Annotated in this window: 15 protein-coding genes; 12 read left to right on the top strand and 3 right to left on the bottom strand. The window is 71.9% G+C overall.

What is annotated here, in order from left to right; translation table 11 throughout:
- The first annotated feature begins 1,399 nt into the window (after positions 1–1,399).
- From A6A29_RS28295 to A6A29_RS28270, 6 genes are read left to right on the top strand one after another with little or no spacing between them, the layout of a single operon-like run.
- Positions 1,400–4,081 carry a DUF6603 domain-containing protein gene (locus A6A29_RS28295; protein ID WP_073724136.1) on the top strand — a complete coding sequence of 894 codons (2,682 nt, stop codon included), beginning with the start codon at positions 1,400–1,402 and terminating at the stop codon, positions 4,079–4,081.
- Positions 4,078–7,626: a hypothetical protein gene (locus tag A6A29_RS28290; protein ID WP_073724134.1), complete on the top strand. Its 3,549-nt coding sequence runs from the start codon at positions 4,078–4,080 to the stop codon at positions 7,624–7,626. Before A6A29_RS28295 ends, A6A29_RS28290 begins: the two co-directional genes overlap by 4 nt.
- Complete coding sequence (locus tag A6A29_RS28285; protein ID WP_073724132.1) at positions 7,623–12,449, top strand: hypothetical protein; 4,827 nt, start codon at positions 7,623–7,625, stop codon at positions 12,447–12,449. The genes A6A29_RS28290 and A6A29_RS28285 overlap by 4 nt, the downstream gene beginning before the upstream one ends.
- Positions 12,449–14,176, top strand: a complete 1,728-nt coding sequence (locus tag A6A29_RS28280; protein ID WP_073724130.1) for a hypothetical protein — start codon at positions 12,449–12,451, stop codon at positions 14,174–14,176. The genes A6A29_RS28285 and A6A29_RS28280 overlap by 1 nt, the downstream gene beginning before the upstream one ends.
- Complete coding sequence (locus A6A29_RS28275; RefSeq protein WP_073724128.1) at positions 14,173–15,126, top strand: WD40 repeat domain-containing protein; 954 nt, start codon at positions 14,173–14,175, stop codon at positions 15,124–15,126. Before A6A29_RS28280 ends, A6A29_RS28275 begins: the two co-directional genes overlap by 4 nt.
- A gap of 28 nt (positions 15,127–15,154) precedes the next feature.
- Positions 15,155–16,462, top strand: coding sequence for an Ig-like domain-containing protein (locus tag A6A29_RS28270; protein WP_073724126.1), 1,308 nt, complete (start codon positions 15,155–15,157; stop codon positions 16,460–16,462).
- A 140-nt stretch (positions 16,463–16,602) separates the two neighbouring features.
- On the opposite strand, the gene A6A29_RS45975 is transcribed toward A6A29_RS28270, so the two are convergent.
- The gene (locus A6A29_RS45975) at positions 16,603–16,749 is read right to left on the bottom strand and encodes a hypothetical protein (RefSeq protein ID WP_198953322.1); all 147 of its coding nucleotides are present in this window, start codon (positions 16,747–16,749) and stop codon (positions 16,603–16,605) included.
- Between the two features lie 47 nt (positions 16,750–16,796).
- On the opposite strand from A6A29_RS45975, the gene A6A29_RS48240 reads away from it, so the two are divergent.
- The 5 genes from A6A29_RS48240 to A6A29_RS28250 all read left to right on the top strand — a co-directional run bounded on the left by A6A29_RS48240 (position 16,797) and on the right by A6A29_RS28250 (position 19,472).
- Positions 16,797–17,045 (top strand): hypothetical protein, encoded by a 249-nt coding sequence (locus A6A29_RS48240; RefSeq protein ID WP_385732296.1) that lies wholly within the window; start codon positions 16,797–16,799, stop codon positions 17,043–17,045.
- A gap of 611 nt (positions 17,046–17,656) precedes the next feature.
- Positions 17,657–18,259 (top strand): hypothetical protein, encoded by a 603-nt coding sequence (locus A6A29_RS28260; RefSeq protein WP_073724124.1) that lies wholly within the window; start codon positions 17,657–17,659, stop codon positions 18,257–18,259.
- 92 nt (positions 18,260–18,351) lie between these two features.
- Positions 18,352–18,564 (top strand): hypothetical protein, encoded by a 213-nt coding sequence (locus A6A29_RS47060; protein ID WP_241838696.1) that lies wholly within the window; start codon positions 18,352–18,354, stop codon positions 18,562–18,564.
- Positions 18,533–18,745 carry a hypothetical protein gene (locus A6A29_RS47055; RefSeq protein WP_241838695.1) on the top strand — a complete coding sequence of 71 codons (213 nt, stop codon included), beginning with the start codon at positions 18,533–18,535 and terminating at the stop codon, positions 18,743–18,745. The genes A6A29_RS47060 and A6A29_RS47055 overlap by 32 nt, the downstream gene beginning before the upstream one ends.
- A 301-nt stretch (positions 18,746–19,046) precedes the next feature.
- A complete protein-coding gene (locus A6A29_RS28250) occupies positions 19,047–19,472 on the top strand; it encodes a hypothetical protein (RefSeq protein WP_241838694.1) in 426 nt (141 codons plus the stop codon).
- Positions 19,473–19,789: 317 nt separating this feature from the next.
- Here the strand turns inward: A6A29_RS28250 and A6A29_RS28245 are convergent, their stop codons facing one another.
- Both A6A29_RS28245 and A6A29_RS28240 read right to left on the bottom strand, forming a co-directional pair.
- Positions 19,790–20,821 (bottom strand): glycoside hydrolase family 113, encoded by a 1,032-nt coding sequence (locus tag A6A29_RS28245; protein WP_073724120.1) that lies wholly within the window; start codon positions 20,819–20,821, stop codon positions 19,790–19,792.
- 106 nt (positions 20,822–20,927) lie between these two features.
- Positions 20,928–22,775 carry a DUF2334 domain-containing protein gene (locus tag A6A29_RS28240; protein WP_073724118.1) on the bottom strand — a complete coding sequence of 616 codons (1,848 nt, stop codon included), beginning with the start codon at positions 22,773–22,775 and terminating at the stop codon, positions 20,928–20,930.
- A 570-nt stretch (positions 22,776–23,345) separates the two neighbouring features.
- Here A6A29_RS28240 and A6A29_RS28230 point away from each other — a divergent pair.
- Positions 23,346–24,587, top strand: coding sequence for a glycosyltransferase family 2 protein (locus tag A6A29_RS28230; protein WP_073724114.1), 1,242 nt, complete (start codon positions 23,346–23,348; stop codon positions 24,585–24,587).
- Positions 24,588–24,743: the final 156 nt, after the last annotated feature.

Here is a 24,743-nt window from a genome sequence, read left to right as displayed (position 1 = left end):
ATTCGCGCCGCGATCGAGGACAGCGGGATCACGACGCTCCGCTGCGAGTGCGGTGAGTAGAGCGCTCTCCATGTGTTCGACGGGCCCTTCGAGGCGCTGGCCACGGATCCCGACAGCCAGCCTCCGTGACCAGCGGAGGTGGATGGAAGGCCATGCGTCAGCGGGGAGTTCCGGTACCGCCCGCCGCCCGCGGTCGCAGAGATCCTGGTGGCGGCGCGGTCCTTCTGCGCCACGCGTGTGGGTGGTGCTCCCTGGAGCTCCTGTCGGATCTGGTGTCCGGCGATGCAGAGGACCTCGTCGAGGAATGTCAGGAGGCCATCCGTCCGGGTGTCCGGACGTTCCTGGAGGAGATCGCCTCGGGTCGGTCGCCGGTCGCGGCCTGTCTCTCCTTCGGCGGCGGCGGGCGGGACCTTCGTCAGCATCCGCCGCCGGCCGCAGGAGCGATCACCTGTTCAAAGGTGCTTCGCGTGGGCGCTCTTGACGACGTTGTCGATCGCCGCAGTCGGACTTCGACTTCTGCCTTGCCGTACGGTCCGATCCTGACGCGGCCCTGGCTCCGTACGCCCTGACGCCCGCCGAGCGGGACACGCTCCGCGACCTCGCCGCGCTTTTCGAGGGACCGCCGGATAAGGGACCTCCGGACGAGGGCCCGCCCGAGGGGCCACGAGCTGGGTCGCCTCGAACCCGCCGAGCCGGTCGAGGACGGCCGCGGCCATCAGCCGCGCACCTCGCGGAGTGAGGCTCACCGCGCCGCCGTAGTAGAGCCACGGAACCCGGGTGCCGGAGCGACCGCACAGGTCGTGACCATCGGCCGCGTGGGCGAACGCGTTCTCCGCGAGGAGCCGTCGCAGCGTCTCACGGTCCCCGGGCGGCTGGAGAGGCGGCATGTCGCTCCTGATCGGTCCTGCTCGGCCCGCGCCGCCGGACCCGTCCGGTTCTGGTGACAGAGTGGATACTGTGAGTGAGGTCTAGGGGATGGGTGCGCACGCGTCCAACTACCGCCGCGCGCCGCGCGCGGCGCGACGCGCGGGCGCTGCCGCCCGCAGCGCGAAGAGCGACGGAACCGGTGACGTCACGACGGCCTGCCGCCGTGACGGACAACGGCACCACGACCGGACCGGAACCCGACCTGACCCGGCGGTCCCGGGCGGGCGACCGGCTCTCGTGGCTGAGTCGCCCTGCCGGTCGGGTGAACCCTGCCGGTCAGGTGAAATGTGTACCGCCTGGTCCCGTTCCGCGGCGCGCGGCCATGCCCGGTGCGACGGTCGGCGTTAGCGTCGAGGCGTTCCCATCCCCATCCGTCGCGGCGGCAGCGCTCCCGGCCCCGGGCGGAGAACGGCAACGATCAGATGAATGTCCCTCGCGCACCCGGCATCCCCCGCGTCCGCACGGCCTGCCGGTGACGACCCCGCTGCCGCAACTGGCGGCCCAACTCCGTGCGGGGCTCGACCCCCTCCTCCCCGTCCTCGCGGGCCTGCCCGACGACGCCACCCGCAGACAACGGCTCGCGCAGGCGCTCGGCCTGTCCGGCGGCGCACTGACCCCCGACGCGCTGCTCGCACGGTTCGCCCTGCCGGACGCCGCGTCCCAGGGGGGCGTATGGCCGGTCCTCGTCGACCTGCTGCGGACGGCGGTCGGGCAGTCACTGCCGGCCTGGCAGCTGGTCATCCAGGACGTGCTCACGCTGGGCCCCGGTCCGGTGCCGGCGCCCACCGCCACGGCCCTGCCCCCGACGATCGGCCTCACCTTCCACCTGACCGGCGCGCTTCCCCTCGTACCCGGACTGGCCGTGAGCGACGGGATCAGCCTCGTGCTCTCCCTCCCCTCCGCCACCCCCGATGCCTCAACGCTCACCTTCCGGGCCGACGGCGTCACTCTGGCGTTCACCGGCGACGCACTGCTCGGGCTTCTCGTCCCCGGCGGCCTCGCCCTCTCGGGCAGCCTCGCGGTCCAGCTCGACAAGAACGGCCTGCGGCTCGAAGGCGGCGCCGCCGGCAAGGGCGTGGCGATTCCCCTGGACAAGGCGCCGTCCGTGGTTCGCGCGCCCTCCCTCTTCGTCTCCGCCCAAGGCGGCGGGCTCCGGCTCGACGCGGCATTCGGCGCGAAGCTGCTCGGCCTCGGCGACGCGACCGTCGACGGCGTCGGCCTCGCCATCAGCCCCAGCGGCGGCGGATTCACGGCGACCCCCGTCCCGCCGACGGGCTTCGGACTCACCCTCGCCGTCGGCCCGGCCAAGGGCGGCGGATTCCTCGCCGTGCACGACGGCCGGTACGAAGGCGCGCTCTCGCTCAGTCTCGGCGTCGTCGAGGTGCGGGCCTTCGGGATCCTGGACACCACACCGGTGTCGGTCCTCGTCGTGATGAGCGCCCTGTTCACCCCGCCCGTCGAGCTCGGCCTCGCCATCACCCTCAACGCCGTCGGCGGACTTCTCGGCATCGGCCGCGCGCTCGACCAGGCGGCCCTCGCCCAGGTCGTCCAGGCCGGCCATCTCGATGACCTGCTGTTCCCCGCGGACCCCGCCGCGGCGGCGCCGCGGATCCTGGCCAACCTGGGCGCGGTCTTCCCCGTCCGCCCGGGCAGCACGGTAGTCGGCCCGATGTTCCGGATCGGCTGGGGCCGCCCCGTCTCCTTCATCACCGCCGACATCGGCGTGGTGCTCCAGCTGCCCAGCGGCGTGGTGGGCATCCTCGGCCGGCTCCGGGTCGCCCTGCCCGCCCCCGAAGTGCCGATCCTCGACCTGCGGGCCTCGGTCGCGGGCGTCGTCGACGCCGCGAACGGCCTGATCGAGATCATCGCCGACCTGGCCGGCTCCCGGCTTCTCACCGCCTCCATCGAGGGCGGTCTCGCCCTGCGTGTGAAGAGCGGGCAGGACGCCACCTTCATCCTCAGCGCCGGCGGCTTCCACCCCCGCTTCACCCCGCCCGCCGGCTTCCCCACCCCGAAGCGTCTGACCATCCCCCTCGCGAACAGCCCGCTGCTGCGCATCGTCTTCTCCGGCTACTTCGCCATCACCCCTGGCACCGTCCAGGCGGGCGCGGAGCTGTCCGCCGTCATCGGCTCCCGCAGCACCGGAGTCACCGGGCGGCTCTCCTTCGACGCGCTGGTGCGCTGGGACCCCAGCTTCGGCGTCCAGCTCGACCTGAGCGGCTCCTTCGAGCTGCGCTTCGCCTCCCGGACTCTGTGCGCGCTCGGACTGCGCATCCACGTGGACGGCCCCACCCCCTGCTGGCACGTGGCTGGCCGGGCCAGCGTGTCCCTGCTCTTCTTCGACGTGAGCTTTCCCTTCGACGAACGCTGGGACTGCACCGGCGAGACCGCCCTGCCGCCGCCCCCAGACGTCTGCCGGCTCCTGGAGCAGGCCCTGGACGACCCGCGCAGCTGGGAGCCGGTCCTGCCGGACGGGGCGCGCACGATGGTGTCGCTGCGCGCCGACGACGCGGCCGACGGACGGCTGCTGCATCCGCTGGGCCGGCCGCGGTTCAGCCAGCGCACGGTTCCGCTGGGCATCCAGGTGGTCCGGTACGGGCCGGGCCGGCTGCCCCTGCCGACCACCTTCGCCGTGGCCGTGACCTTCGCCGGCGGGGCGGGCACCGCTCAGCCGGTCAAGGAGGACTTCGCGCGGGCCGACTTCTTCGACCTGACGGACGACGAGAAGCTCACCCAGCCGGCCTTCGAACAGCTCTGCTCGGGCAGCGAACTGACCCCGCCCGCCCCCGCGGTGACCGCGCCCCAGTACTCGGTGCCGGTGGAGTACGAGACCAAGTGGCTCGGCGGCCCCGTCAGTACGCCGAAACCCTCGTGGCGGATCACCGACGCGGCCTTCATCGCGGCGCTCCCCTTCGGGGCCGTGGGCCGCAGCCTCGTGCACGAGCTGAGCAACCGCTATGTCTCGCCGCCGATCACCACGCCGGACAAACCGGTCCTGAAGGACCATTCGTACGCGGTCGTCGTGACCGGCACTCTCAAGGACGCCGGGTTCGCGCACACGTCCACCTTCACCGAAGCCACCGCCCTGCTGGCGACCGTGTCGGGCCGGTCCGCGCTGCGACAGGTCGTGCCCGCATACGAGGTGAAGCCATGACCACGTACACCTTCGCGTCCTGGGACCGGTCCGGCGCCGCCGCCTCCCTGACCGACCCCGACGACCTGCTGCGCACCACGCCGGTACGGGGCTCGCTGGCGGCCACGGCCTCCGTGAACGGCCGCCCCGGTCGGCCGGTTCCGGCCCCCGCCCTCCAGCTGTACGGGCCGGGCGACGTCCGGGCCGTCGACCCCAAGGAGATCGTGCGGCTCTTCCCGCTGCCGGGCACACCGGACGCGGAGACCACCCGCTTTCCCCTGGTGGAGTTCGAACGGACCGAACTGCCCTGGCTGTTCACCCCGCTGATGCCAGGGTCCACCGGCGCCCTGCGCCCCTGGCTCGCCCTGGTCTGCGTACCGCTCACGAAGGGGCGGCCCGAGCACGCCCCCGGCGTCCCGCTGCCCGTCCTGCGGGTGGCGGGCAGCGAACTGCCCGACCCGGCGACCTTGCACCTCTGGGCGCACGCGCAGACACTGCCGGGGCACGAGACCGATCCCCGGCGGTCCGTGTCCCGGCTGCTCGCCCCGCGCCGCCTGCTGCCGTACACCGGCTACACCGCCTGTCTCGTCCCCACCTTCGAAGCAGGGCGGTTGGCCGGGCTCGGACAGCCCCTGGACGGCGCCAGCCTGGCACCCGCCTGGGGCGTCGGCACGGAGACGCGCGATCTGCCGGTCTACTTCTCCTGGACGTTCGCCACCGCCGAGGGCGGCGACTTCGAGACACTGGCCGACCGGCTGCGGGCCCGCCCACTGCCCGCGCACCCCGGCCGCAGACCACTCGACATCAGCCGCCCGGGACTGTTCGCGACCGGCCCCGGGCCGGTCGTCCAGCAGGTGGAGAGCGCGCTGCGGGCGCCCGACACCCCGGCCCCGGATCCCTGGCCCGTCGGCCCCCCGAGCGCGCGGTGGCGCCAGCGGCTCGCCGACGCGCTGGTACCGATCGCGGACGGCGAGGGCGACGAGGACCCCGATGTGCTGCCCCCGCTGTACGGAGGCTTCCACGCGCTGCGCAAGCAGACGGACCCCGCCTCGCAGGGCTGGCTCGACGTTCTCAATCTCGACCCCCGGTGGCGGGTCGCGGCCGGGCTCGGCGCCCGCGCCGTCCAGGCCGACCAGGAGGCCCTCATGGCCTCGGCGTGGCGCCAGCTCGCCGACGTCCGGGCGGCCAACCGGGTGATCGACCTCGGCCGGTTCGCCCGGCTGATCGCCGGCCGACTGCACTTCAGGCACGTCACGCCGCTCTCCGCCGACGAGGCGCTGCGCCTGGTCGCCCCGCTGCAGAGCCGCCTCCCGCTGACCGCGGACACCACCCTGTGGTCGTCGATCCGGTCGAGTCTGCTGCCCAACGCCATGGCCACCACCACCTTTTTCCGCACGGTGCGCCCGATGGGGGCGCTCAGCCGGCGGGTGGCGCTCATCGAGGGACTCACGGCCGGACAGACGGTGGACGTCGCGCAGCCACCGCCGTTCGCCACCGTGCTGACCTCGGTCGCCGCCTCACCCACCGGACTCGCCGTCACCCCCCGCGACCCGGACGGCGCGGTGGGCTTCGCCGTCGCGCCCGAACAGGTCGTGGCCCCCGACCGGCTGGAAGCCGTACGGAAGGTCTTCGCGCCCGTGGACGCCGCGCCGGACGCCTGGAAGCAGGTCGCGGCCGACGCGGTGGGGCGCTCCCTGAAACGGCAGGTGACCACCGAACAGCTCGCCGCCACCCCGCCGGTGCCCGCCGTCGCGCTCAACCGCGCCTTCCGCATCACAGACCTGCCCGAGGCCGAGGCCCCCGCGGATTTCCTGGCCCGGACCACGGTGACACCGGAGGGCGACCTCGTCTTCCCCAGCGGCCGGACCGGCCCGGTCGGACTCGGCCTGTTCACCGAGCAGCCGGGCACCGGCGCGACGCAGGGGGGCTTCGCCGGTCAGTGGATCGGTCCGTGGGACGGGGTCGCGCACGGCGGCGCGCTGGGCAATTGGACGGGCCGCTGCCACGGCACCTGGGACATCGGGGGCGGCCGGTCGGGCAGCTGGAGGGGCGACTTCGTGGGCACCTGGAGCGGTCCCCCCGCCGGTGCGGACGGCGGCGACCCCACCTGGCTCGGCCTCTATACGGGGACGTGGGAGTACGGATCGGAGAACGGGACCTGGCGCGGCGCGTGCACCGGCACCTGGAGCGGCAGCAACAACACCTCCGACGGCGTCTTCACCGGGACCTGGCGGTCCACCCTCCGCCACGGCACGTTCCGGGGCGACTGCCCGGGCACCTGGGACTGGGACCCGAGCGACAGCGGCGGCTCCGGCACGTGGTGGGCGGACTGCTTCGGCGCCCTCCAGGTCACGGGCGACGGGCCGGGCGGGGACCAGATCCCCTGGGACACCTCCGTCCTCAAGGGTCTCGTCGACCAGTGGAACACCTCCCACCAACTCGGCCTCGGCCTCATCACCGACCCGGGCGTCCTCGCCGGGCAGCAGGACCGGCTCCCCGTCCCCGTCGTGGTCGGCGCCCAGCCCAAGGACCTGAAGGACATGGTCGTCTCGGCCCACGACCGGGCCCTCAAACCGTCGGACGCCCCGCCGGTCCCGCCCCGCGACAACTTCCCCGCCCAGCAGACCCAGCAGGCGATCGTGCATCTCACGGATCCCACGGTCACCGTGCCCGCGGTCGTGGGAGCGCGCGTCGACCGTCCGGACACCGGCGATCCGGACACTCCCGTGCAGTGGGCGCCGGTCTTCCCCGACGCCATGTGGCCCCCGCTGTCGGCCCAGTCCACCGAGTGGATGTTCGGCGGCCTTGAACACATCCCGGCGGACACCGCCACCCTCGCCCTCACCAACCCCCCTTTCGTCGCCGCGTACATGGTGGGCCTCAACCACGAGTTCGCCCGAGAGCTGCGCTGGCGCGAGTACCCGACCGACCAGCGCGGCACCTACTTCGCCTCGTTCTGGGGGTACGGAACGGATCTCCCGCCGCTGCACACCTGGCGGCTCGACCTGCCGCTGGGGGCGCATCTGACCGCCCCGCCCGACCGCGTCGTCCTGCTCCTGCGCAGCGCGCTGCTGCGCCGCTACCCTGGGGCGATCATCTACGCGGCGCCGCTGAACGGCAGCGACCCCGACGATGACCACGCCCGGCATCCGATCTTCCGCGGTGGCCTGGACCCCGACACCGCCATGCTGGGCTTCGACCTCACCGAGGCCGAACTCAAGGCCACCCCGTGGTGCTTCGTGATCGCCGAGCAGCCGACCGAGCCCCGGTTCGGCCTCGACGACCCGGATTCCGCCCTCGGCTGGGGCAGTGTCTACCAGGCGCCGGACACCCCCGGCGACGAGGCGGACGACTGGAACAACCTCAGCTGGACCCACCTCTTCGACTCCGAGGCGGCCTATCTGGCCGCCGCCTACGCCCCGGGGACCGTGCGTCCCAAGGTCGCCTACAACGGCCTCGTCTGGGGCACCAGCGCCGCGGGGATCGCCCGCCAGTGCTTCCAGCAGCCCGTCAGGATCGTGCTGCCCGCCGAGCGACTGCTGCATCCCGAGGAGAGCCACCGATGAAAGAACTCGGCGCTCTGCGCCGGGCCGTGGCCGTGGCCGAGGAGCACCGCGCGCTGCTCGGCAACCACGCCACCGCCGACGACCGACGGGCCGCCTTCGCCCGGCTCGAACAGGCCCGGCGGGCCATCGACGCGGGAGTACGCGCCTTCGCGGAGCATGGCTTCGCCCCACTGCTCGCCGGACTCGATCCCGAGGTGCCGCTCGTCCTCATGCCCGTAAGGCTGGAGACGCGGCTGCGGCTCGGCGGCGGGACGGACACACCAGGGACGCACGGGCCGGAGACCGCCGGCCGGACGGCGGCGCACGACCGGAAGGCGCACGGGCACAGGACGCATGGCCACGATGCGCACCGGCACGGGGCCGGCGGGACGGCGGCGGACGGGACGGCGGCGGACACGCTGCTCGTCCGCGTCTTTCCCGACGACATCCACGTCGACTCGCACGAGCCCCTGCCGACGGACGGCGAGGTCCAGGAGGGCCGCCGCTACTGGCGGACCGTGTGGCGGGCGGGCCGCGCGGAGAACGCGGACGGCGACCGCGCGCGGCTGCTCCTCGCCGGCTGGGGACAGTTGACCGGCACGCTCGGAGCCGAGCGGGCCCGGTGGCTCGTCCGGCTGCTCACACCGCTGTCCGACACCCGGCCGCAGGCACCGGTGCCCGGCACAGACCCGGTGCCGGAACCGGACTGGCCGACCGTGCAGATGCGCGGGCGGGGCTGGAACCGGGCGGCGACCGCCTCGACTCTGCCGGACCAGTTCGTCGTACGGGCCTACCAGGACGACGTGCTGGTAGGCGAGGCGCAGGGCCTGCCGGTCCCGGACGTGGTGCAGATGGGGCCCGACCCGGACGCCGTGCCCCCGCCGAGCGGCCTGCCCCTCGACCCGGGACTGCGCTGGCTGACGGACTACGCCGAGGCGGAGGCCAAGGGGCTTGCCGTCGCCGTGCCGCTGCGCGCCGACCTGGGATACGACCCCAGCCGCAAGCCCCTGCTCACCCGGGTGGTCGCGTTCGGTGTGTCCGCCACCCTCACCCCCGAGGCGTCCGCCGACCGGCTCGCCCGACTGCTGTCCGGGCGCGACGGCGACGGCGAGGCCGCCTTCGTACCACAGGGCACGCCGACCAACCTGCTCGCCGGCGACGAGAGCCCGCCACCCGCGCCGCCCGACGCCGACCGGCTGCTCGGCGCCACCCCCGCCGCCGCGCCCGACCCGTGGGCCAACAGCGCCCGCACCGCCGCCGCGCTCGGCGTGCCGGCCGGCCTCCTCGCGGCGCTGCCCGGCGCCGACGAGCCGGAACAGGCCGACGCGCGCGCCCTGCAGATCGCCTTGTGGAGCGCCACCGGGGACTTCTACCTCGACGAACTCCTGGAGAGCGACCGGGGAACCACGGAACTCCCCGTCGACCGGGGCTGGCTGCGCCGCCACCACATCGAGCACGTGCGGGCCCGCGGCCCGCTGCCGGTGTTGCGGATCGGCAGACAGCCGTACGGTCTGCTGCCGGTCACCGCCACCGCGCGGTGGCAGGCGGACACGAACGAGTCGCCGGGCCTCGCGGGGCTGCACCGCGTGCTCGGCGTGCTGCGCCCGTTCTGGGAGGTGGGCGTCGGTAACCTGCCCCGGGTCGGCGGCCCCGACCAGCCCGGGGAGACCCTCCAGCTCCCCAAGCCCGAGCGCGACGTCCTACGCGCCCTGGGCATGTCCCCGGTGTCGCGGACCGTGTCGGTCCGGTCCGTCCAGGCAGGGCTGTACGCCTGCTTCAAGGACATCGGACTCGGCCTGGCCGGCATCGACTTCACCACCACCGGCTTCTGCATGGGCGACACCCCCGAGGACGTGCAGTCCCGAGCCCTCGACGAGGCCCTGGGCATCACCTACCGGCCACGGATCAGCCATCACGTCAACGGCGCGTCCACCCGCCTCTGGCTGCCCTACGTCCAGCCGAACCTGCCCGATGGCCAGGACCCGGTCAAGGTACTGACGGACTTCCTGAACGGGGTCGTCACCCGCTTCGACACGCTCAAACTCGTCGTCGGCAATCAGGACGCCCGTACCCTCCTGGAGGCGCTGCTCAAGCACACCGCCAACCTGGAGTACGGGCGGGCCGCCGCCGGGGCCAAGGACCCGGAGGAGGTCCAGGCCCGGCTGCGCTTCGCCCAGGTGCTGTTCAATCCCGCCAAGCTGCTGCCCACGATCACCGCATCCGGCCTGAAGTCGAAGCCCTTCACCCTCGGCACGATCATGCGGCTGCCCACGACCGTATCCACGACCGCGTCCAGGCCCGCGATGCCGCACACGCCCAAGACCGCCCACACCATCAGGCCCGCGACCGACGCGGGACAGCCCACCGACCCGGCACCGACGATCTACCAGACCATCCTCGACACCCGCACGGCCATGGCCGGTCAGGTCCTCAAGGCGGCGACGCGGGACCGGGGCGTGCTCACCCTGCTCGGCACCGAGCGGCCCTGGAGCATCCGGCTCGCGGAGATCGACTCGGCCTTGCAGTACCTCGCCACGCGGGTGCCGGACTGGGCCGCCCGCGGGGACGCCTTCGGCCCCCTGGAGCGGCTGCTCGGCGAAAGCCTCGACCTGGTCTCCCACCGGCTCGACGCCTGGATCGGCTCCCTGGCCACCGCCCGGCTCACCGCGCTGCGCGAACGGCGCCCGACCGGGGTGCAACTGGGCGCCTACGGCTGGGTGGAGAACCTCTCGGCGCGCACCGCCCCGTTCAGCCAGGGCTGGGTGCTCGCGCCCTCGCTCCCGCAGGCCACCACCGCTGCCATCCTGCGCAGCGGCGCACTCTCCCACCCCACCGACCCCGGCGCCTTCGCGGTGGACCTCTCCTCGCGGCGGATGCGGGTGGCCATGACCGTCCTCGACGGGGTCGCCCAGGGGCAGCCGTTCGGCGCGCTGCTCGGCTACCGGCTGGAACGACGGCTGCACGAGGCGGGCGAGGCGCCCGGCTCGACGCTGGTCCTCGACCGGTTCGTCGCCCCGCTGCGCGCCAAGTGGTCGGTACAGGGCGTCCAGCACCCGGGCACGGGAGCCCAGGAGTTCATCGGCGCCCACGACGTCACCGACGGCGCGCGGCTCGCCGAGGTGACCGACGACGACGTCATCGCGTACCTACGGACGAACTCGGGCGACCCGCAGATGACCGGCCCCGAGGAACAGGCCGTCCGGCAGATCCTCGCCGCGCTGCGCGACGACCTCGACGCCGTCGGGGACCTGCTGGTCGCCGAGAGCGTGCACCAGCTGACCCAGGGCAGCCCGGACCGTGCCGGTGCCACCCTGGAGTCGCTGGCGGCCGGCGGGCAGCCGCCACCGCGGCCCCAGGTGCTCGACACCCCGCGCCGCGGCGTCTCGGTGGGCCACCGGGTCCTGGTCGTCGTGCCGGACGGGACGCCCCGCGCGGCGGGCTGGGACGGCGCGCAGCAGACCGTACGGCCCCGGGCGGCGGCCGAACCGCGGCTCGACACCTGGGCCGGTCACCAGCTGGGAACGACCGACCGGATCCGGCTTCGGGCCGCCTGGCTGCGGCCCGGCCAGCAGGACGTGCCGGGCGCGACCACCGTCACCGAGCACGCCTGGCCGCTCACCGGATACAGCGCGCTCGACGTGGTCGCGCTCGCCGCCGGAAACCGGCTGCGGGTCCCGCTCACCACCGCGCTCCTGCCCGAACGGCCGTCGAACGTGCCTGCCGACGCCCTCCCCGTCCTGCGCACGGACCGGGGCGCGGGCTGGTCGCGTACCACCCTGGACATCCTCCAGGTGGAGGCGCTCGGCGCGGCGGTGGCCGGGGTGATCGCGGCCGGCCGTCCCGGTACCCCGGGCGACCTCGCCCACGCGTACCCCGCGGTGCCGGTGGCCGCCGCCCCGGAGCTGCACGACCGGGCGGAGCAGGCCCGCGCCGGCCTCCACGAGGCCGCGACCGAGCAGGACCTGGACAAGCTTGCCGCGTACGGAGTGACCGGACCGCCCGCCGGAACCGACGCGGAGCGGGCCGGCCAGCTGGCCGCCGCGCTGCGCGAGGCCAGGACGCGGCTGGCGGCGGCCGACGCGGCGGCGACGCCCGCCGGGCCGCGCGCCGACAGCGCGGTCCTGGAAGCGGTCTTCGGTGCCGGATTCCGTGCCGTGGCCCTGGTGGCACCGCCCGACGCGGCGACACTCGACTCCTCTTTCGGTACCGGGCTCGACCGGGGCGGCGACCCCTCGCTCGTACCGGGTGACTGGGTGGATCAGATGGGCACGGTCCGGCCGGGCACCGGCGCCCTCGCCGACCTGCTGCTGCACACCGGGGCGGCGGCGACCGGCATCGGCCACACTCTGCGGATCGGACAGATGCCGTTCGCGCTGAACGACCGCTGGGTCGGCGGGCCGCGTACGCCCGCCGACGAGGAGAAGCCGGCCACCGGCCTGGTCGTGCACGGCCCCGCCACGTCCCTTGCCTCGGGCAGCTCCGCCGTCCTCGTCGTCGACGCCTGGTCCGACCTGATCCCCGCTCAGCAGCACACGGCGGGCGCCACCTTCCATTTCGACGCGCCCGGCGCGCGGGCTCCGCAGGCCGTGCTCCTCGCCGTGCCGCCGGTGGTCGGTCAGCCGTGGACCCCGGACGTGCTCGCCGACACCATCGGCGAGGCGCTCGACCTGGCGAAGCTGCGCCTGGTCGACCTGGCCGCGCTGGGCTGGCTGGGGCGGTACCTGCCCGCCGCATATCTGCCCGAGTCGGCTATGGGGACGGCGCCCAGTGTGCACGTGAAGGACCTGATGAACCGGGCGGATTTGGCCGTCATCATGGCGGATCTGATCAAGAAAGAGTCCTGATGACCTTCGACGTGATGGCCTTCGGCCAGTTCCATCGAGTGGAGCCGGAGGTCCGGCCGAGCGGCACCGGCGGCCAGCTCGACGAGGCCCTCGCCGCCAGGGTTGCCGACCCGCTGTTCCTGCTCGCCCGGCAGTGGCAGATGGCGGAGTTCGCGGGCGAGGACACGGGCTCGCCGGTCCGGTGCCGGATCGACATCGAGAGCACCCCGCTTGACGCCTTCCACGCGGGCGGCGACGCGCCGGGCTTCAGCCTGCCGAAGGGCATGCCGCTGGAGTACCTGGCGGAGGCCGGGGCCGCGCCGGGTGAGGTTATCCAGGGGCTGCCGCTGCGGGCCGTCGCCAGGGCCGGCCGGCGGTTCCTCGACACCCTGCGTGCCCAAAGCCTTCCGGACGCCGTCCTGGACCGGATCGACGCGGCGGTGCTCGCCAAGGCGCCGCTGCCAGGGCCGCCGGCGAACCCGGTCGATGATCCGCTGCGGCGCGACCCGGCCGGGCAGGCGCTGCGGGCGGTGCTCGCCGAGCGGGCACCCGACGGCGTCGCGCTCGCCGGGTACCTGGACGGCGGATGGCATCCGCCGGGGCTCACCGGCGATCAGCGGACCGCCTTCGACCAGGCGGCACAGCAGTGGCTCGTGTGGTTCCGCGGCCGGTACCGGCCGCCGGTGCCGTCGAGCTGGGTACGGGAACGCCTGGAGCACCGCTTCGCGGTCACGGCGGCCCCGGGCGGGCGGCCGGTGACGCTAACGGCGCCCGAGTACACCGGCGGCACAGCCGACGCGTACCAGTTCGACCTCGACGCCGGTACGGCACCGCTGCCCGCGCCGGCCGGCGGTACGCCCGCCGAGATGCTGCCCACCCGCGTCACGTATCCGGGCATGCCGACCGAACGCTGGTGGGAGTTCGAGGACAGGACGGTCAATCTGCCCGCCATCGGGGCGGGTCTGCCCGACCTGGCCCGGCTGCTGGTCGTCGAGTTCGCGAACATCTACGGCAACGACCACTGGATGGTCCCGGTGGAGCTGGCCACGGGCGCGCTGCACCGGATCGCCGGGCTCACGGTCGTCGACACCTTCCAGGACGAGACGGCCGTCGACCCGGTCGAGGACGACCACTGGTCGGTGTTCCGGCTGACGAACGCCCAGGACGGAAAGCCCGGGCCGGCATTGCTGCCGCTGCTGCCGACCGCCTCGGCGCGTCTGGAAGGCGTCCCCGTGGAGGAGGTGCTCTTCGCCCGCGACGAGATGGCCAACCTGGGGTTTGCGATCGAGCGGACGGTGCCGAGCGCCACCGGCGGGCCGCGGGCGCGCGGCGACGAACCACCCGACGACGACCCCCAAGTGGCACCGACCGATCCGACCGCGCTTGCCTACCGGCTGGTCACGGCGGTCCCGGCGTACTGGATCCCGCTGGTGCCTGTGCCACTGGCGACGGGCTCCGCAGCGGTGTGCCTACGGCGCGGGCAGATCCCCCGGTTCGGTCCGGACGGCACCCGCCTGCCGCAGCTCAAGGCGGCCGGCCGGATCCTGGAGCCGGAGGTGAAACGCGTGTTCTTCCGCGACGAGGAGGTCCCCCGCTCGGGGGTGACGGCCGGCCGGGTGCCGGTGGTGGCGCGCGGCGAGGACGGCCGGGTCTACCAGTGGGTGGGCCGCCGGGTCCGGGCCGGCCGGGGCGAGGCGTCCAGCGCGCTCGCGTTCGACGGGGCCGTACCGCCCGGGGGGACAGGATGAAAACGGACATCGCCGCGATGGCGCTGGCCGTGACCTCCGACGCGGTGGAGATCGTCGCGTCGGACGACGCCGGCCGGCTGTTCCGCTGGGACCGGGTGCACGAGACCCTTCTGGCCGGCCCGGTGCCCCTGGTGTCGCACGTGATCTGGGGCATGGTGCTGACGCCCGACGACCGGGAGGCGGTCACCGCGTGCAGCGACGGCACAGTGAGGCGCTGGGACCGGCTGACCGGCCTCTCCCTGGCCGCGCCGATCGCCGCCCACCAGGGCCCGGCGCTGGCCCTGGCCCGCACCCGCGACGGCGGCGAGTTCGTCTCCGCCTCCCAGGACGCCACGGTCCGCCGCTGGGAGCGGACCACCGGAGAGGCGCTCGGCGAGCCGCTGCGCGGACACACCGGCACGGTGCAGGCGGTCGCCGTCACCCCCGACGACGCAGAGATCGTCTCGGGCGGAGTGGACGGCACCGTACGACGCTGGGACCGGACGGCCGGCACTCCGGTCGGCGAGCCCCTGCTCGGCCACAGCGGGCCTGTCCAGTCCCTCTCGGCAGGCTCCGCCGGGCGGCAGTTCGCCTCGGGCGGCCGTGACGGCACGGTCCGCCGCTGGGATCGCGACACCGGACGGCAGGTCGGCGGCCCGCTGGTGGCGGGCTCACCGGTGCGGGGGCTCGTGCTGACCGGAGACGGCGAGATCACCGCCGGCTGCGCCGACGGCACGCTGCACCGCTGGGACCCGGGCGGACAGCTCATCGGAGCGGTCCTCCCGGCCCACAAATACGTCGTCTGGACCATGACGACGACGCCGGACGAGACCGAGCTGATCACGGCCGGCTGGGAAGGGGCCATGCTGCGGTGGGAACGGATCGCGGGGGTGCCGCTCCGGCCGGCGCGGACGGGCACCCGGATCGAGCCCGTGCCCCGCATGGAGCTCCACGGCAGCACGCCCTTCTGACCCCCTCTCCGTCTCCCCGGGAGCACCGATGCCGGCCATCGCCATCGACACCTCGCAGTTGACGTTTTCCCTCGTCGCCGTCTCCGGAGCCCGCGACGGCGCGGAGTACGGGGCCTGCGGCGGGGCCCGGGGCGGTCTCGTCGACGGGGCTGCCGATCCGCCGCCCGCGGTGGAGCTGCCCGTCGGCACGGGCTACCGGCTGCGGCTCGGCGACGGCATCACCGCAACCGTCGCCTTCGACGTCCGCGCGGACGGCACCCTGGACTTCGCCGCCCCGTACGACGCTTTCCTCACCGGTCGCGGCAGCCGGCGGCTGACCGTGCGCGGGCTGCCGGTCCTCGTCGACGCGCGGAGCCTGGACCATCCGCTCGCTCCCGACCTGCCGGGAGCGGCTCCACTGGCGCCGGACCGGACGCACGAGCTGCGTCTGCTGCCCGCCTCGGGGTACCGACTGCGGGTCGATGCGGGCACCGCCGACGGGGGCCTCGACTTCTCCGTCACCACCGCCGGAAGCGTCCGGCTCGCGCCGGGCGCGGACGGGCTCGCCGAGGCCGCCGGGAACACTCTGACGGTCCGGGGCCGCACCGTCACCGTCGACGGGCGCGGCCTCTCCCACGGCCTGCTGCCGGACGCCGCCGCGGGGACCTTCTTGTCCCCGGCCACCGTGCACCGGCTCACACTGCTGCCGGCCGACGGGTACGTCTTCCACGCGGGCCCTGGCGTTCCGGCCGACTTCTCGTACACGGTCCACCCCGACGGGACGGTCGACTACGACTCGTCCTGCGACGCGTTCCTGACCGGACGCGGCACGGACACCCTCGTCGTGGGCGGGTTCCCGGTGGTGCTGTCCGCGGCCGACGCCGACAGCGATCTGCTCGGACTCGCAGGCCTCGACGGCCGGCCGGACCAGGCGCCCCGCGCGCCGCGCGAACTGAACGCCGTCCTCGTCCCGGCGAAGGGCTATCAGCCGCACACCACGTACGGCGTGTGCACCGGCTTTCGCGTCGCCCGCGACGGCACCCTGACCGCCGATCCGGCGGGCGCCGCCTGCTACCGCGCCCGCACCGATGGCCTCGCGCCGACGACTCTGACAGTACGGATCGCCCGCACCGGGCCCGGCGGGCCGGCGCCCCGCGGCCGGGTGACCTTCACCGCGGACGGGCGGCACCTCGGCACGGTCCCCTTGGACGAGGTGGGGCTGGCGAGCCTGTGCACGGCGGTCGTGCCGACGGGCGTCCGGGGAGTCGTCGTGGCATACGAAGGGGACGAGGCGAATCGCCCGTGCACCACGACGCTTCCGCTCCCGGGTGGGGAACGACTGTCGTACGAGGCCTAACAGGCGGACGTTGCATCGGAGCCGGGGGCGGCTCGGGGTTGGGGACCGGTGGTAAGGCTGGTGGGGGTGTGGTGTGGTGGTGGGTTTCGGCGAGGTGGAGTATCGGCGCTGCGGGTTCTTCGCGAACTGACCACTGCCGGTCAGGACCAACCAAGCAGCTCGACGGCGCGGCGCACGGCTGCGGCCTGCTGCCCGATCACGTGGTCCGCGAGGTTGTGACCGACGGAGAGAGCCGCCCACACCGCCCCGAAGGTCGCCGGCGTCGCGATCTGTTCGATGGAGGTCATTGGGCACCTCCTGCCGAGGCCAGGAGACCGTGGTCCAGACTCAACGCATGGACGTCCCCAAGCTACTGAAAGCCGCTTCCCTGCTGGTTCCTGAGAAGATCGCCACTGAGAACGACATCACGGTGAGCGACGTCTGGGAGTACCTCGCTCACGACGAGTGGGAAGTGGCCCTCGATCTGCTGGAAGAACTCGGTGACGTCCACCCGCTTCCGCTCAGCTTCTGGGAAACCCTGGCCATCGCTGCCGCAGATGAGACTGGAGAAGAGCGCGGCCTGGTGCCACTGGCGCGGCCATGAGACTCGCCACGGGATTCTCCGAGCCGACCTCACCCTCCGCCCGGCCACCGAAGCCCGACGAAAGACGCCCATCTCCGGCGCCGGTGTCCTGCGACCGATGTGGAACATCGGCAACCGGACAGCGACCGGCGAACCGGCTTTCAACATTGCCCGGCTCTGGGTGGAGTTCACGCCCTTCCTGAAGCCCGGTGGACAAGCTTCGGTACGACTCGCGCCCCTGGACCATTCGCAGTGGCAGCACCTTCAGCCCGGCCAGGTGATCACCATGCACGAGGACCGATCCGTGGCAGGCAAGGCAGTTGTCCTGGAGGTCCAGCGGCCCCGGCCACGTTCACCACATAAGAACTAGCGGAGTCGAATCGTGCTGTTGGTGCAGAGAAGGCCGGTCAAGCACATGCCTTTCATCCCGGCCGCCCTCAACTCCGCGAAGCCCCTTGGAGCCGATGTGCTCCAGCAGTATCGGTAGCTTCGGATATTCGAGTGTGCGGAATAGGGCCGCAATCCGGCTCTGCTGCGCTTCACACCCCGCTGGCTGGGAAGCTTCGTGCTGCCTCGGTGGGCGAGGGGATCGCGGCCGGCTCAGCCATCGCACCTCGCGGTAGCCTCTCGCCATGAGTCATGGGGAGGACGAGGGCGCGCTGGATCTGGAGGCGCAGGAGATGCTCGCCGCCGGGCAAAGCGACGAGGAGGTCTTCGCCGAGCTGGCCGCGAGAACCGGCAACTGGGGTATCTGTGTGTTGGCCGTGTGCTTGGCCCTGGGTGTGCCCCGGACTGACGCCGAAGCCCGGCTCCGCGAGGTCGAGCCACTCTTCTCAGACTTCGCGGTGGGTGAGGAGGAGGGCCTCGCCTTCGTTCTCAGGTTTGCGCACGTTTTCCTCGTGGACCGAGTACTTGAGGAACACGAGGAGCGCATCCGCGACCTCTTGGGAACCGCCGCTGGTGCCCGTGGAGGCTATCCCGGCGGCCTGCTCGCGTGGTTTCGCACCGGGGAGCTCACGAAGATCTTCCTCTGCTTCGCCAATACCCGGTTCCGGGACGGGCGCGGCTCACCACCCGACTTTTGGGCCGCCATGACCGCGGCTGGCGAACTCCTGGCCCGCCAGGATCGCCCGGACCATGAAGAGGTGACCGCAGGGCTGGAACGATGCCGCACTCAGGCTGCGGCCATCAGCGCGAAGCAGCATCGTCTTCGACGGACACCCTCCGCTGGGTAGGCGGTCCTGATGGCTCCCCAGGGCCCAACTGCCCCGCGCAGGCCACGCTGAATCCCGTAGCAACGCCCGCGTTCGCTCCCTACAGTCGCCGCATGGCCACCGAGGACGAGAACCCAAGTCAGCCCGACATCACCGCGATGCTCAAAGGCCAGACCAGTGCCTGCAAGGCAGCACGCGACGCCATCGCCGCCGGCGGCGAGGTAATGCCTCTACGACGGACAGCCGCCACAGTGGATGGTCCTCGGCATCGCTGCGACAAGGCTGAAACGGTCGTTGAAGATCGGCCTGACGACCCTCGGCCCTGACGAGACCGTTGAGATCCTCCGCGCTCGGCACCGCGACGAGCAACTGCGTACCGGCAACATCGTCGCAGTAAACCGATCTTGGTTCTTCACCCTGTACTTCGACGCCACCGGGACCGAGCTGCTGGCATGCAGCGGCGTCAAGAACGAGCGGTCCTCGTGGGGGCAGAAGCCTCAGCTGTAGAGGCCGCCACCCGTATTCTCCGCAGACGCTGCGAGGCGGGAGACGATCCGAAGGCAGGCCGACTCCAACCTTCGACTGTTGCCCCAGGACATGCTGACACGCGTCTCACATAGCCCGGCAGGCTGACCAGGGAGAGCACGTACTACAGTCCCGGCTCGTGACCGACGCCGCGCACCGCATTGCTGCGGACGACGACGCACTTGTGGAGAGACTGCACGCCCTCGCGTGGGGCCAGGAGAGTGTGCCTCCCTCTCCTGGCCTTCTCCCGGATCAGCCCTTCCCGCCTCTCACAAAGACAGAAGTGGATCTCGCTGAACACAGCGTCGGGTATCCCCTGCCCGAATTGCTCCGCCGCATCTACACCGAGGTCGGCGACGGAGGGTTCGGGCCGGACGGCGGCCTCGCGTCGCTGACGCCGCGCCGTGTTCCACATTGGCATCCGGCGGACTGGCCTTGCGCGACGGCCCTCCACGCCAAGCGGACGGAGTGGGGGGCGTCGGCGTCGTGGTTCTTCTTGACGGGCGGCGGCTGCACCATGGAGTGGTACGTCTCACTGATAGCGGTTGATCACCCGGTCCTGCTCTGGGATGCCGACGGCTGGGAACCGGACTGGGGCCAGGACCCTCATGACGGCCTGCGATATGCGGCGCCATCGCTGCGCCAATGGCTGTGGACCTGGGCAGATGGCGGCAATGTCTGGGACGAAGCGCTGGCACAACCCGATTAGGGGCCGGCGGGCGGTGGCAGAGCAGACGCATTCTGCTTCGCCGGCCGTCCTGCTCGGCGGGTGCTCTTCGGCTTTGCGGGTGCTCTTCGGCTTTGCGGTCGGGTTGTGGGCCCAACGAACCGAGTCGACTACGGTTCGTCTGAATGAGCGTGTCCGAGCCACTTTGCTGTTCCAGGCCGAGTCGGCCTTCGAGGGTGTCGAAGGCCGCCCCGATCCACTGCCGGACACCAGATGATCTCGGCGGGGCGGCGGCCGGCGACCGGTGCGGTACACGGTTGTCGGCCGCCCCGCCCCGTATACACCCGCCGACCGTCCGCTCACTTCCGCCACCACCGCCGCAGCACCTTCTCCGCCGGCTTCCCGCGAGGTGTGTACGCGAGCTCCCGCGCGGTCTCCCCGCTCTCCGGCCAGTCGTCCCACATCCACCAGCAGACCCCGGCCCACCAGTTCTTGCCGTCGAAGGCGGTGAGCAGAGCCTGATAGGCCGCCGACTGTTCCTCCGCCCCGGCGCGTTCGCTGATCGTCCAGGAGTACGGTTCCGCGGCGGTGCCGTGCTGGCTCGTATAGCCCGCCTCGGTGAAGAGGATGCGGCGCTGGTGCCGGGCCGCGAACGCGGTGAGTTCGGTGACGATCGGTTTCCAGCCCTTGGCCAGCCGCGCGGGATCGGCCGTGGCGGATTCGGCCAGTGGCCAGTACGCGTCGATGCCGATCAGGTCGAGCGAGTTCCAGAACGGGATCCGGTGGTATTCGTCGTAGTTGGCGGCGTAGGTCAGGGTGCCCCGGTAGACCTCGCGCACCGCCGTGATCACCCGGGTCCAGCGGGGCCGGTCGCCGGAGGTGCCGGCCAATTCGGTGCCGACGGCGAACTGTGCCACCCCCGACTCCGCCGCCAGTGCGGCGTAATGGGTGATGAACCGCTGGTACGCGGTGAACCAGGCGTCCGGGTCCGCCGGGCGGATCGCCGCGCGGTCCCCGCCCCCGGTCAGATCCACATGCGGTTTGAGCAGCACCTTCAGTCCAGCCTCGTGGGCCAGGGCGATGATCCGGCGCAGACTGCGGTCGCTCGCCGTCTCCGCGGTGGTGTGCATGGCGGACCGGTCCGTCCCGTCCTGGTACCAGGTGGGGGTGAAGACCACCCATCGGGCGCCGGTGCGGGCGATCTGCCGCAGATAGCGCCGGGCCTCCGGCCGGCCGTAGTCGTCGACGTCCCACGCGGGCAGGGTGATTCCGCGTATCCGGTCACCGGAGCGCGGGGGGCGCGGGCCGTCCCCGCCGCCGGTCGTGCATCCGCTCAGTATCGCGAGGGCGGCGGCCGTCGCCACCACCGTCGTCCGCCGCGGTGTTCGCATCAGGGGAGGGGCCTTTCCCGGGCCGCAGCCCGCAGGACGTGCGCCGTTCCCGGCCCGCGCGAGGCGGACCGGTAACGGCGGGGACGGTGCTTTGGGACAGGGTGGGTCAGAGCAGACTCTCGGGGTTGACGAAGGTGTAGCCGAGCGCCGTAAAGCCGTCCACGATCTCCTTCAACGGAGCCACCGGGTGGGTCGGGTGGTAGTAGAAGCTGGCGAAGCCGTCCCGTACCGCCAGGTTGGCCTTGGCGCTCTTGATCAGGTCCTCGGTCAGCCGGGGCGGGTTGTTGTTGGAGGCCAGCGGCTCATAGCTGCCGATGTTCTCCGGGAGCACCTTGGTGCCGTAGACATCGGTGACCGGGTACGGGAAGAACTGGCCCAGGTAGCGGGTGCTGTCGACCGGCGCGCCGGTCAGCGTCCCGGCGAAGTACAGCGAACGCTCCAGCCGTGCGTCGAAGTTCTGCGCGAACACCTTGTAGTCGGTGTCCGAGGCCGCGTAGTGCGGGGTGGTCCACAGCTTGGGCTTGGGCAGGCCGACCGCGGCGAATTCGTTGAGGGCGGAGGTGATCCGGCCCTGTGCCCAGGTGGTGGAGTCCTCCGCCACCGGCCCGTCGTAGACCACGAAGTCGTTGGCGTCCACATGGGCCCGGAAGAACTCGAAGTCACTGGCGCTGAGTCCGTTGTACGGGTTGTCCAGGTTGCCGTACTGATGGGTGTAGCCGTGGTCCATCAGCACGGCCCCGTTGGCGAGCATGTACTTCAGCGTGTTCACCAGCGCGGGCCGCTGCGCGAGCCGTACCGTGCGCGCCACACCGTTGTTCTGCACGCCCTTGGGATCGGTGTACACCGGGATGACATTGATGCCGTACTGGATGTTCTGCGACTTCAGATAGTCGGCGATCGAACGGAGCTGGGTGGCGTTGGACATCGGGGAGATGTCCTCCAGGCGCACCAGGGCACGGTGCTGCTCGGCCGTCGCCGGTGCCAGCGCGTCGAAGAGCAGGTCCTGGAAGGCGATGATCCGGTCGGTCTCCGAGACGAAGGTGAAGGGGATCTCGCCGAGGTAGGTCAGGTTGGCCGAGCGGATCGCCCAAGGGAAGGTCGTCTCGGTGGCACCCGCGGTGTCCACTGCCGTGGCGAGCTCGGTCACCGGCGGGGCGTCCGTGCTGGTGCTGATGACGGGGTGGAGCACGCCCGCGTCCTGCCCGGCCGGGATCTTCCGGGTCAGTGTCTGGCCCCTGTACTCGACCTTGGTGATATCGCCTACGCTGCCGCCGGTTTCGTAGAACGAGGACGTCGGGTCCCAGCCGTACTTGTACTCGAACTCCTGCAGGCTGATCGAGTTGGCCATGTTCCAGATGTTCTCGCCCATCCAGATCACCGGCCGCTCGGAGAGCAGGATGTCCAGATAGAGATCCTGCGGCACCGCGTCCGGTATGTCTTCGCCGTAGTAGGTGGAGCCCACGTAGACGGTGGCGTCGAAGGTCTCCAGCTCACCCGGTACGTAGTTCTGGACCGGCTTGGCGGTCACGGTGCCGAACCGGCCTCCGAGGTTGGCCACGCCCATCGCGTACAGCTCGCCGAGGTGTCCGAACGGGCCCGCGTTGTCGTACAGGACCAGCGTCTTTGCCTGGCCGGGGTCGGGAGCGGCCGGTGCGTTGCGCGCCTTCGGCCCGATTGCCCTGGTCAGCCGCGGTAACAGTTTGCCCGCGCGCTTCTTCGTGCCCTTCTCCGCCCGCCGTTCGGCGTCACCGGACCGCTGTGCCGCGGCCCAGCCCTTCAGGTCCTTGGCCTGAACGCCGATGGGTGATTCCTGAGTCACCGCATGGTGGTCGCCGTCCCCCCGGCCGCCGGCGACGGCCGCCGGTGCCAGCAGACTGCCCCCCAGCAGGGCGGCGACGGCCAGGGCGATCAAAGCCAGCCAGGTCGGCTGTGGCCTTCTCCTGGGTTGTCTCATTTGTTTACCCCCTCGATTTGGGTACCGCGCCGCATGACGTGGAACTGAGCGCCGGGAAGGAGAAAGAGACATGGCTGATTCGCGACACAAGAGCCATGGCTCGGTCCTTCATGGAATTCCACAAGCGGATTGCGAAGCTCAACAGCCGGGATTGTTCGCTCCATTCCCTTCGGATGTCAATGGGGACTCCGGTGAAAGATCAAGGTCCAGGTTTTCCGCCGAAGAACCACTTGCGGGGCCGCTTCTGGTACTTTCCGTAAGCGCGCAGGGGCCGGTTCCGTTTGGGGACGTGCCAACCACTCCTGCGCAGAGCTGAAGGTGGGGGGGACCGATGTACGGTAGGTCTGCGTTGGGGTCAGCGCTGCCCTTGGTGGGGCTGGCCGCGTCCATGGAGGAGATACCCGGGAGTCCGGTGGCCAGTGCTTTGCAGGCGACCGCGGGGGCGGGATTCCTCTTGTATCTTCTGGTTGTTCTCGGCCTGTTCGTGGCGCGTTTGCGATTACGTGTCAGGCCCTCCGTGACCGATGCCGCCGCCGCTGGGCGCCGGGGTTGGGCCGCGGAGAACGGATCGTGATCGTTGAGTCCCTGATATGGGCCAGCATTGCGTTGATCGTGTTGGCCGGCACCTACAATTTCAGCCTGTTCCTGCTCTCCCGTCGCAAGGTGCCGCACCGACCTGACGTGGGCGAACAAAGATTCTATGTTTTCCTTCTGGCCTGCCTCAATGAGGAGATAGTGCTGGCTGAGAGCCTTGCGCGGATCACCGCTCTGCCGGCCGAGAAATGTGTCGCCCTGGTCATCGACGACGCCTCCGACGACCGAACGGCCGATATCGCGCGGGCCGCCGATCCCCAGCGGGTCTGGCTCCATCAGCGCTATCTGCCGAACGCCCGGCGCGGGAAGGGCGCCGCGCTCAATGACGGCGTACGACTGCTGCGGGCGTCACCGCTTCTCCAGGGCCGAAACCCGAACGATGTGATCCTCTGCGTCGTGGACGCGGACGGCCGGCTGGACGGGCATGTGATCGACGCCGTCGACCCGTTCTTCAACGATCCGGCGACCGGGGCAACCCAGATCGGTGTCCGGATGTACAACCGGCGGGAAGGGCTGCTGGCCCGGCTCCAGGACATGGAGTTCGTCGTCTACGGCGATGTGTTCCAGAGCGCCCGCCGTTTCATCGGCAGCGTGGGCATGGGCGGCAACGGCCAGTTCATGCGCCTGTCCGCGCTCGACACCCTGGGCGAGAATCCGTGGAGCGACAGTCTCACCGAGGATCTGGACCTGGGGGTCCGGCTGATCGCCCGTGGCTGGACCAACCAGCACTGCACCACGGCGGCCGTCTCCCAGCAGGCCGTCCTCGAAGTGCGCCGACTGATCCGCCAGCGGTCACGCTGGTTCCAGGGACATCTCCAGTCGGCCAACCTGACCCCGCTGATACTGCGCGACGTCGGGGGCCGGGCGGCGATGGACCTGATCTACCATCTGTCCAGCCCGGTACTGATCCTGCTCACCTCGCTCCTGCCGCTCTCGTTCCTGGTCGCGCTCCTCGGCACGGTCGCCGGATCGATCAGGGCGGGCCGTCCGCTCGTCTCCGTCATGTGGTTCCTCGGCCCGTATCTGCTCTCGTTCACCTCGGCCTGGATCTACGGCTTCGTGTACCGGGTGCGCGAGCGGTCGCTCACCGCGATCCAGGCGGTACTGCTCGGGCATGTCTTCATCATCTATGGCTATATCTGGTTCGCCGCAGGCTGGATGGGACTCTGGCGGACCGTCACCGGCAAGCGAACCTGGCTGAAGACAGCCCGCAGCTGACCCGTCGGTTCAAGGTTTCACCCGCACCACTCGCGTACCATCCACGCCGCTCGGGGCCCCACCCGTACCATCCGCGCGACCGCACCGCGGTGCGGCCCGTCCGTACCGCCGCCGGCCGGCCCGTACGCCGGTGTCGTATGCGCCGCCGGTGCCGCC

This window comes from Streptomyces sp. TSRI0281, assembly GCF_001905125.1.
GTDB lineage: Bacteria > Actinomycetota > Actinomycetes > Streptomycetales > Streptomycetaceae > Streptomyces.
Note: the sequence above shows the minus strand (reverse complement) of the source record. Positions and strands in the feature narration are given on the sequence as shown.

Coding starts and splice junctions, on each gene's coding strand:
- A6A29_RS28240 (WP_073724118.1), bottom strand. CDS start 22,775: ATGAGACAACCCAGGAGAAGGCCACAGCCGACCTGGCTGGCTTTGATC.
- A6A29_RS47060 (WP_241838696.1), top strand. CDS start 18,352: ATGGCCACCGAGGACGAGAACCCAAGTCAGCCCGACATCACCGCGATG.
- A6A29_RS28245 (WP_073724120.1), bottom strand. CDS start 20,821: ATGCGAACACCGCGGCGGACGACGGTGGTGGCGACGGCCGCCGCCCTC.
- A6A29_RS28285 (WP_073724132.1), top strand. CDS start 7,623: ATGAAAGAACTCGGCGCTCTGCGCCGGGCCGTGGCCGTGGCCGAGGAG.
- A6A29_RS45975 (WP_198953322.1), bottom strand. CDS start 16,749: ATGACCTCCATCGAACAGATCGCGACGCCGGCGACCTTCGGGGCGGTG.
- A6A29_RS28260 (WP_073724124.1), top strand. CDS start 17,657: ATGAGTCATGGGGAGGACGAGGGCGCGCTGGATCTGGAGGCGCAGGAG.
- A6A29_RS28270 (WP_073724126.1), top strand. CDS start 15,155: ATGCCGGCCATCGCCATCGACACCTCGCAGTTGACGTTTTCCCTCGTC.
- A6A29_RS28280 (WP_073724130.1), top strand. CDS start 12,449: ATGACCTTCGACGTGATGGCCTTCGGCCAGTTCCATCGAGTGGAGCCG.
- A6A29_RS48240 (WP_385732296.1), top strand. CDS start 16,797: ATGGACGTCCCCAAGCTACTGAAAGCCGCTTCCCTGCTGGTTCCTGAG.
- A6A29_RS28275 (WP_073724128.1), top strand. CDS start 14,173: ATGAAAACGGACATCGCCGCGATGGCGCTGGCCGTGACCTCCGACGCG.
- A6A29_RS28290 (WP_073724134.1), top strand. CDS start 4,078: ATGACCACGTACACCTTCGCGTCCTGGGACCGGTCCGGCGCCGCCGCC.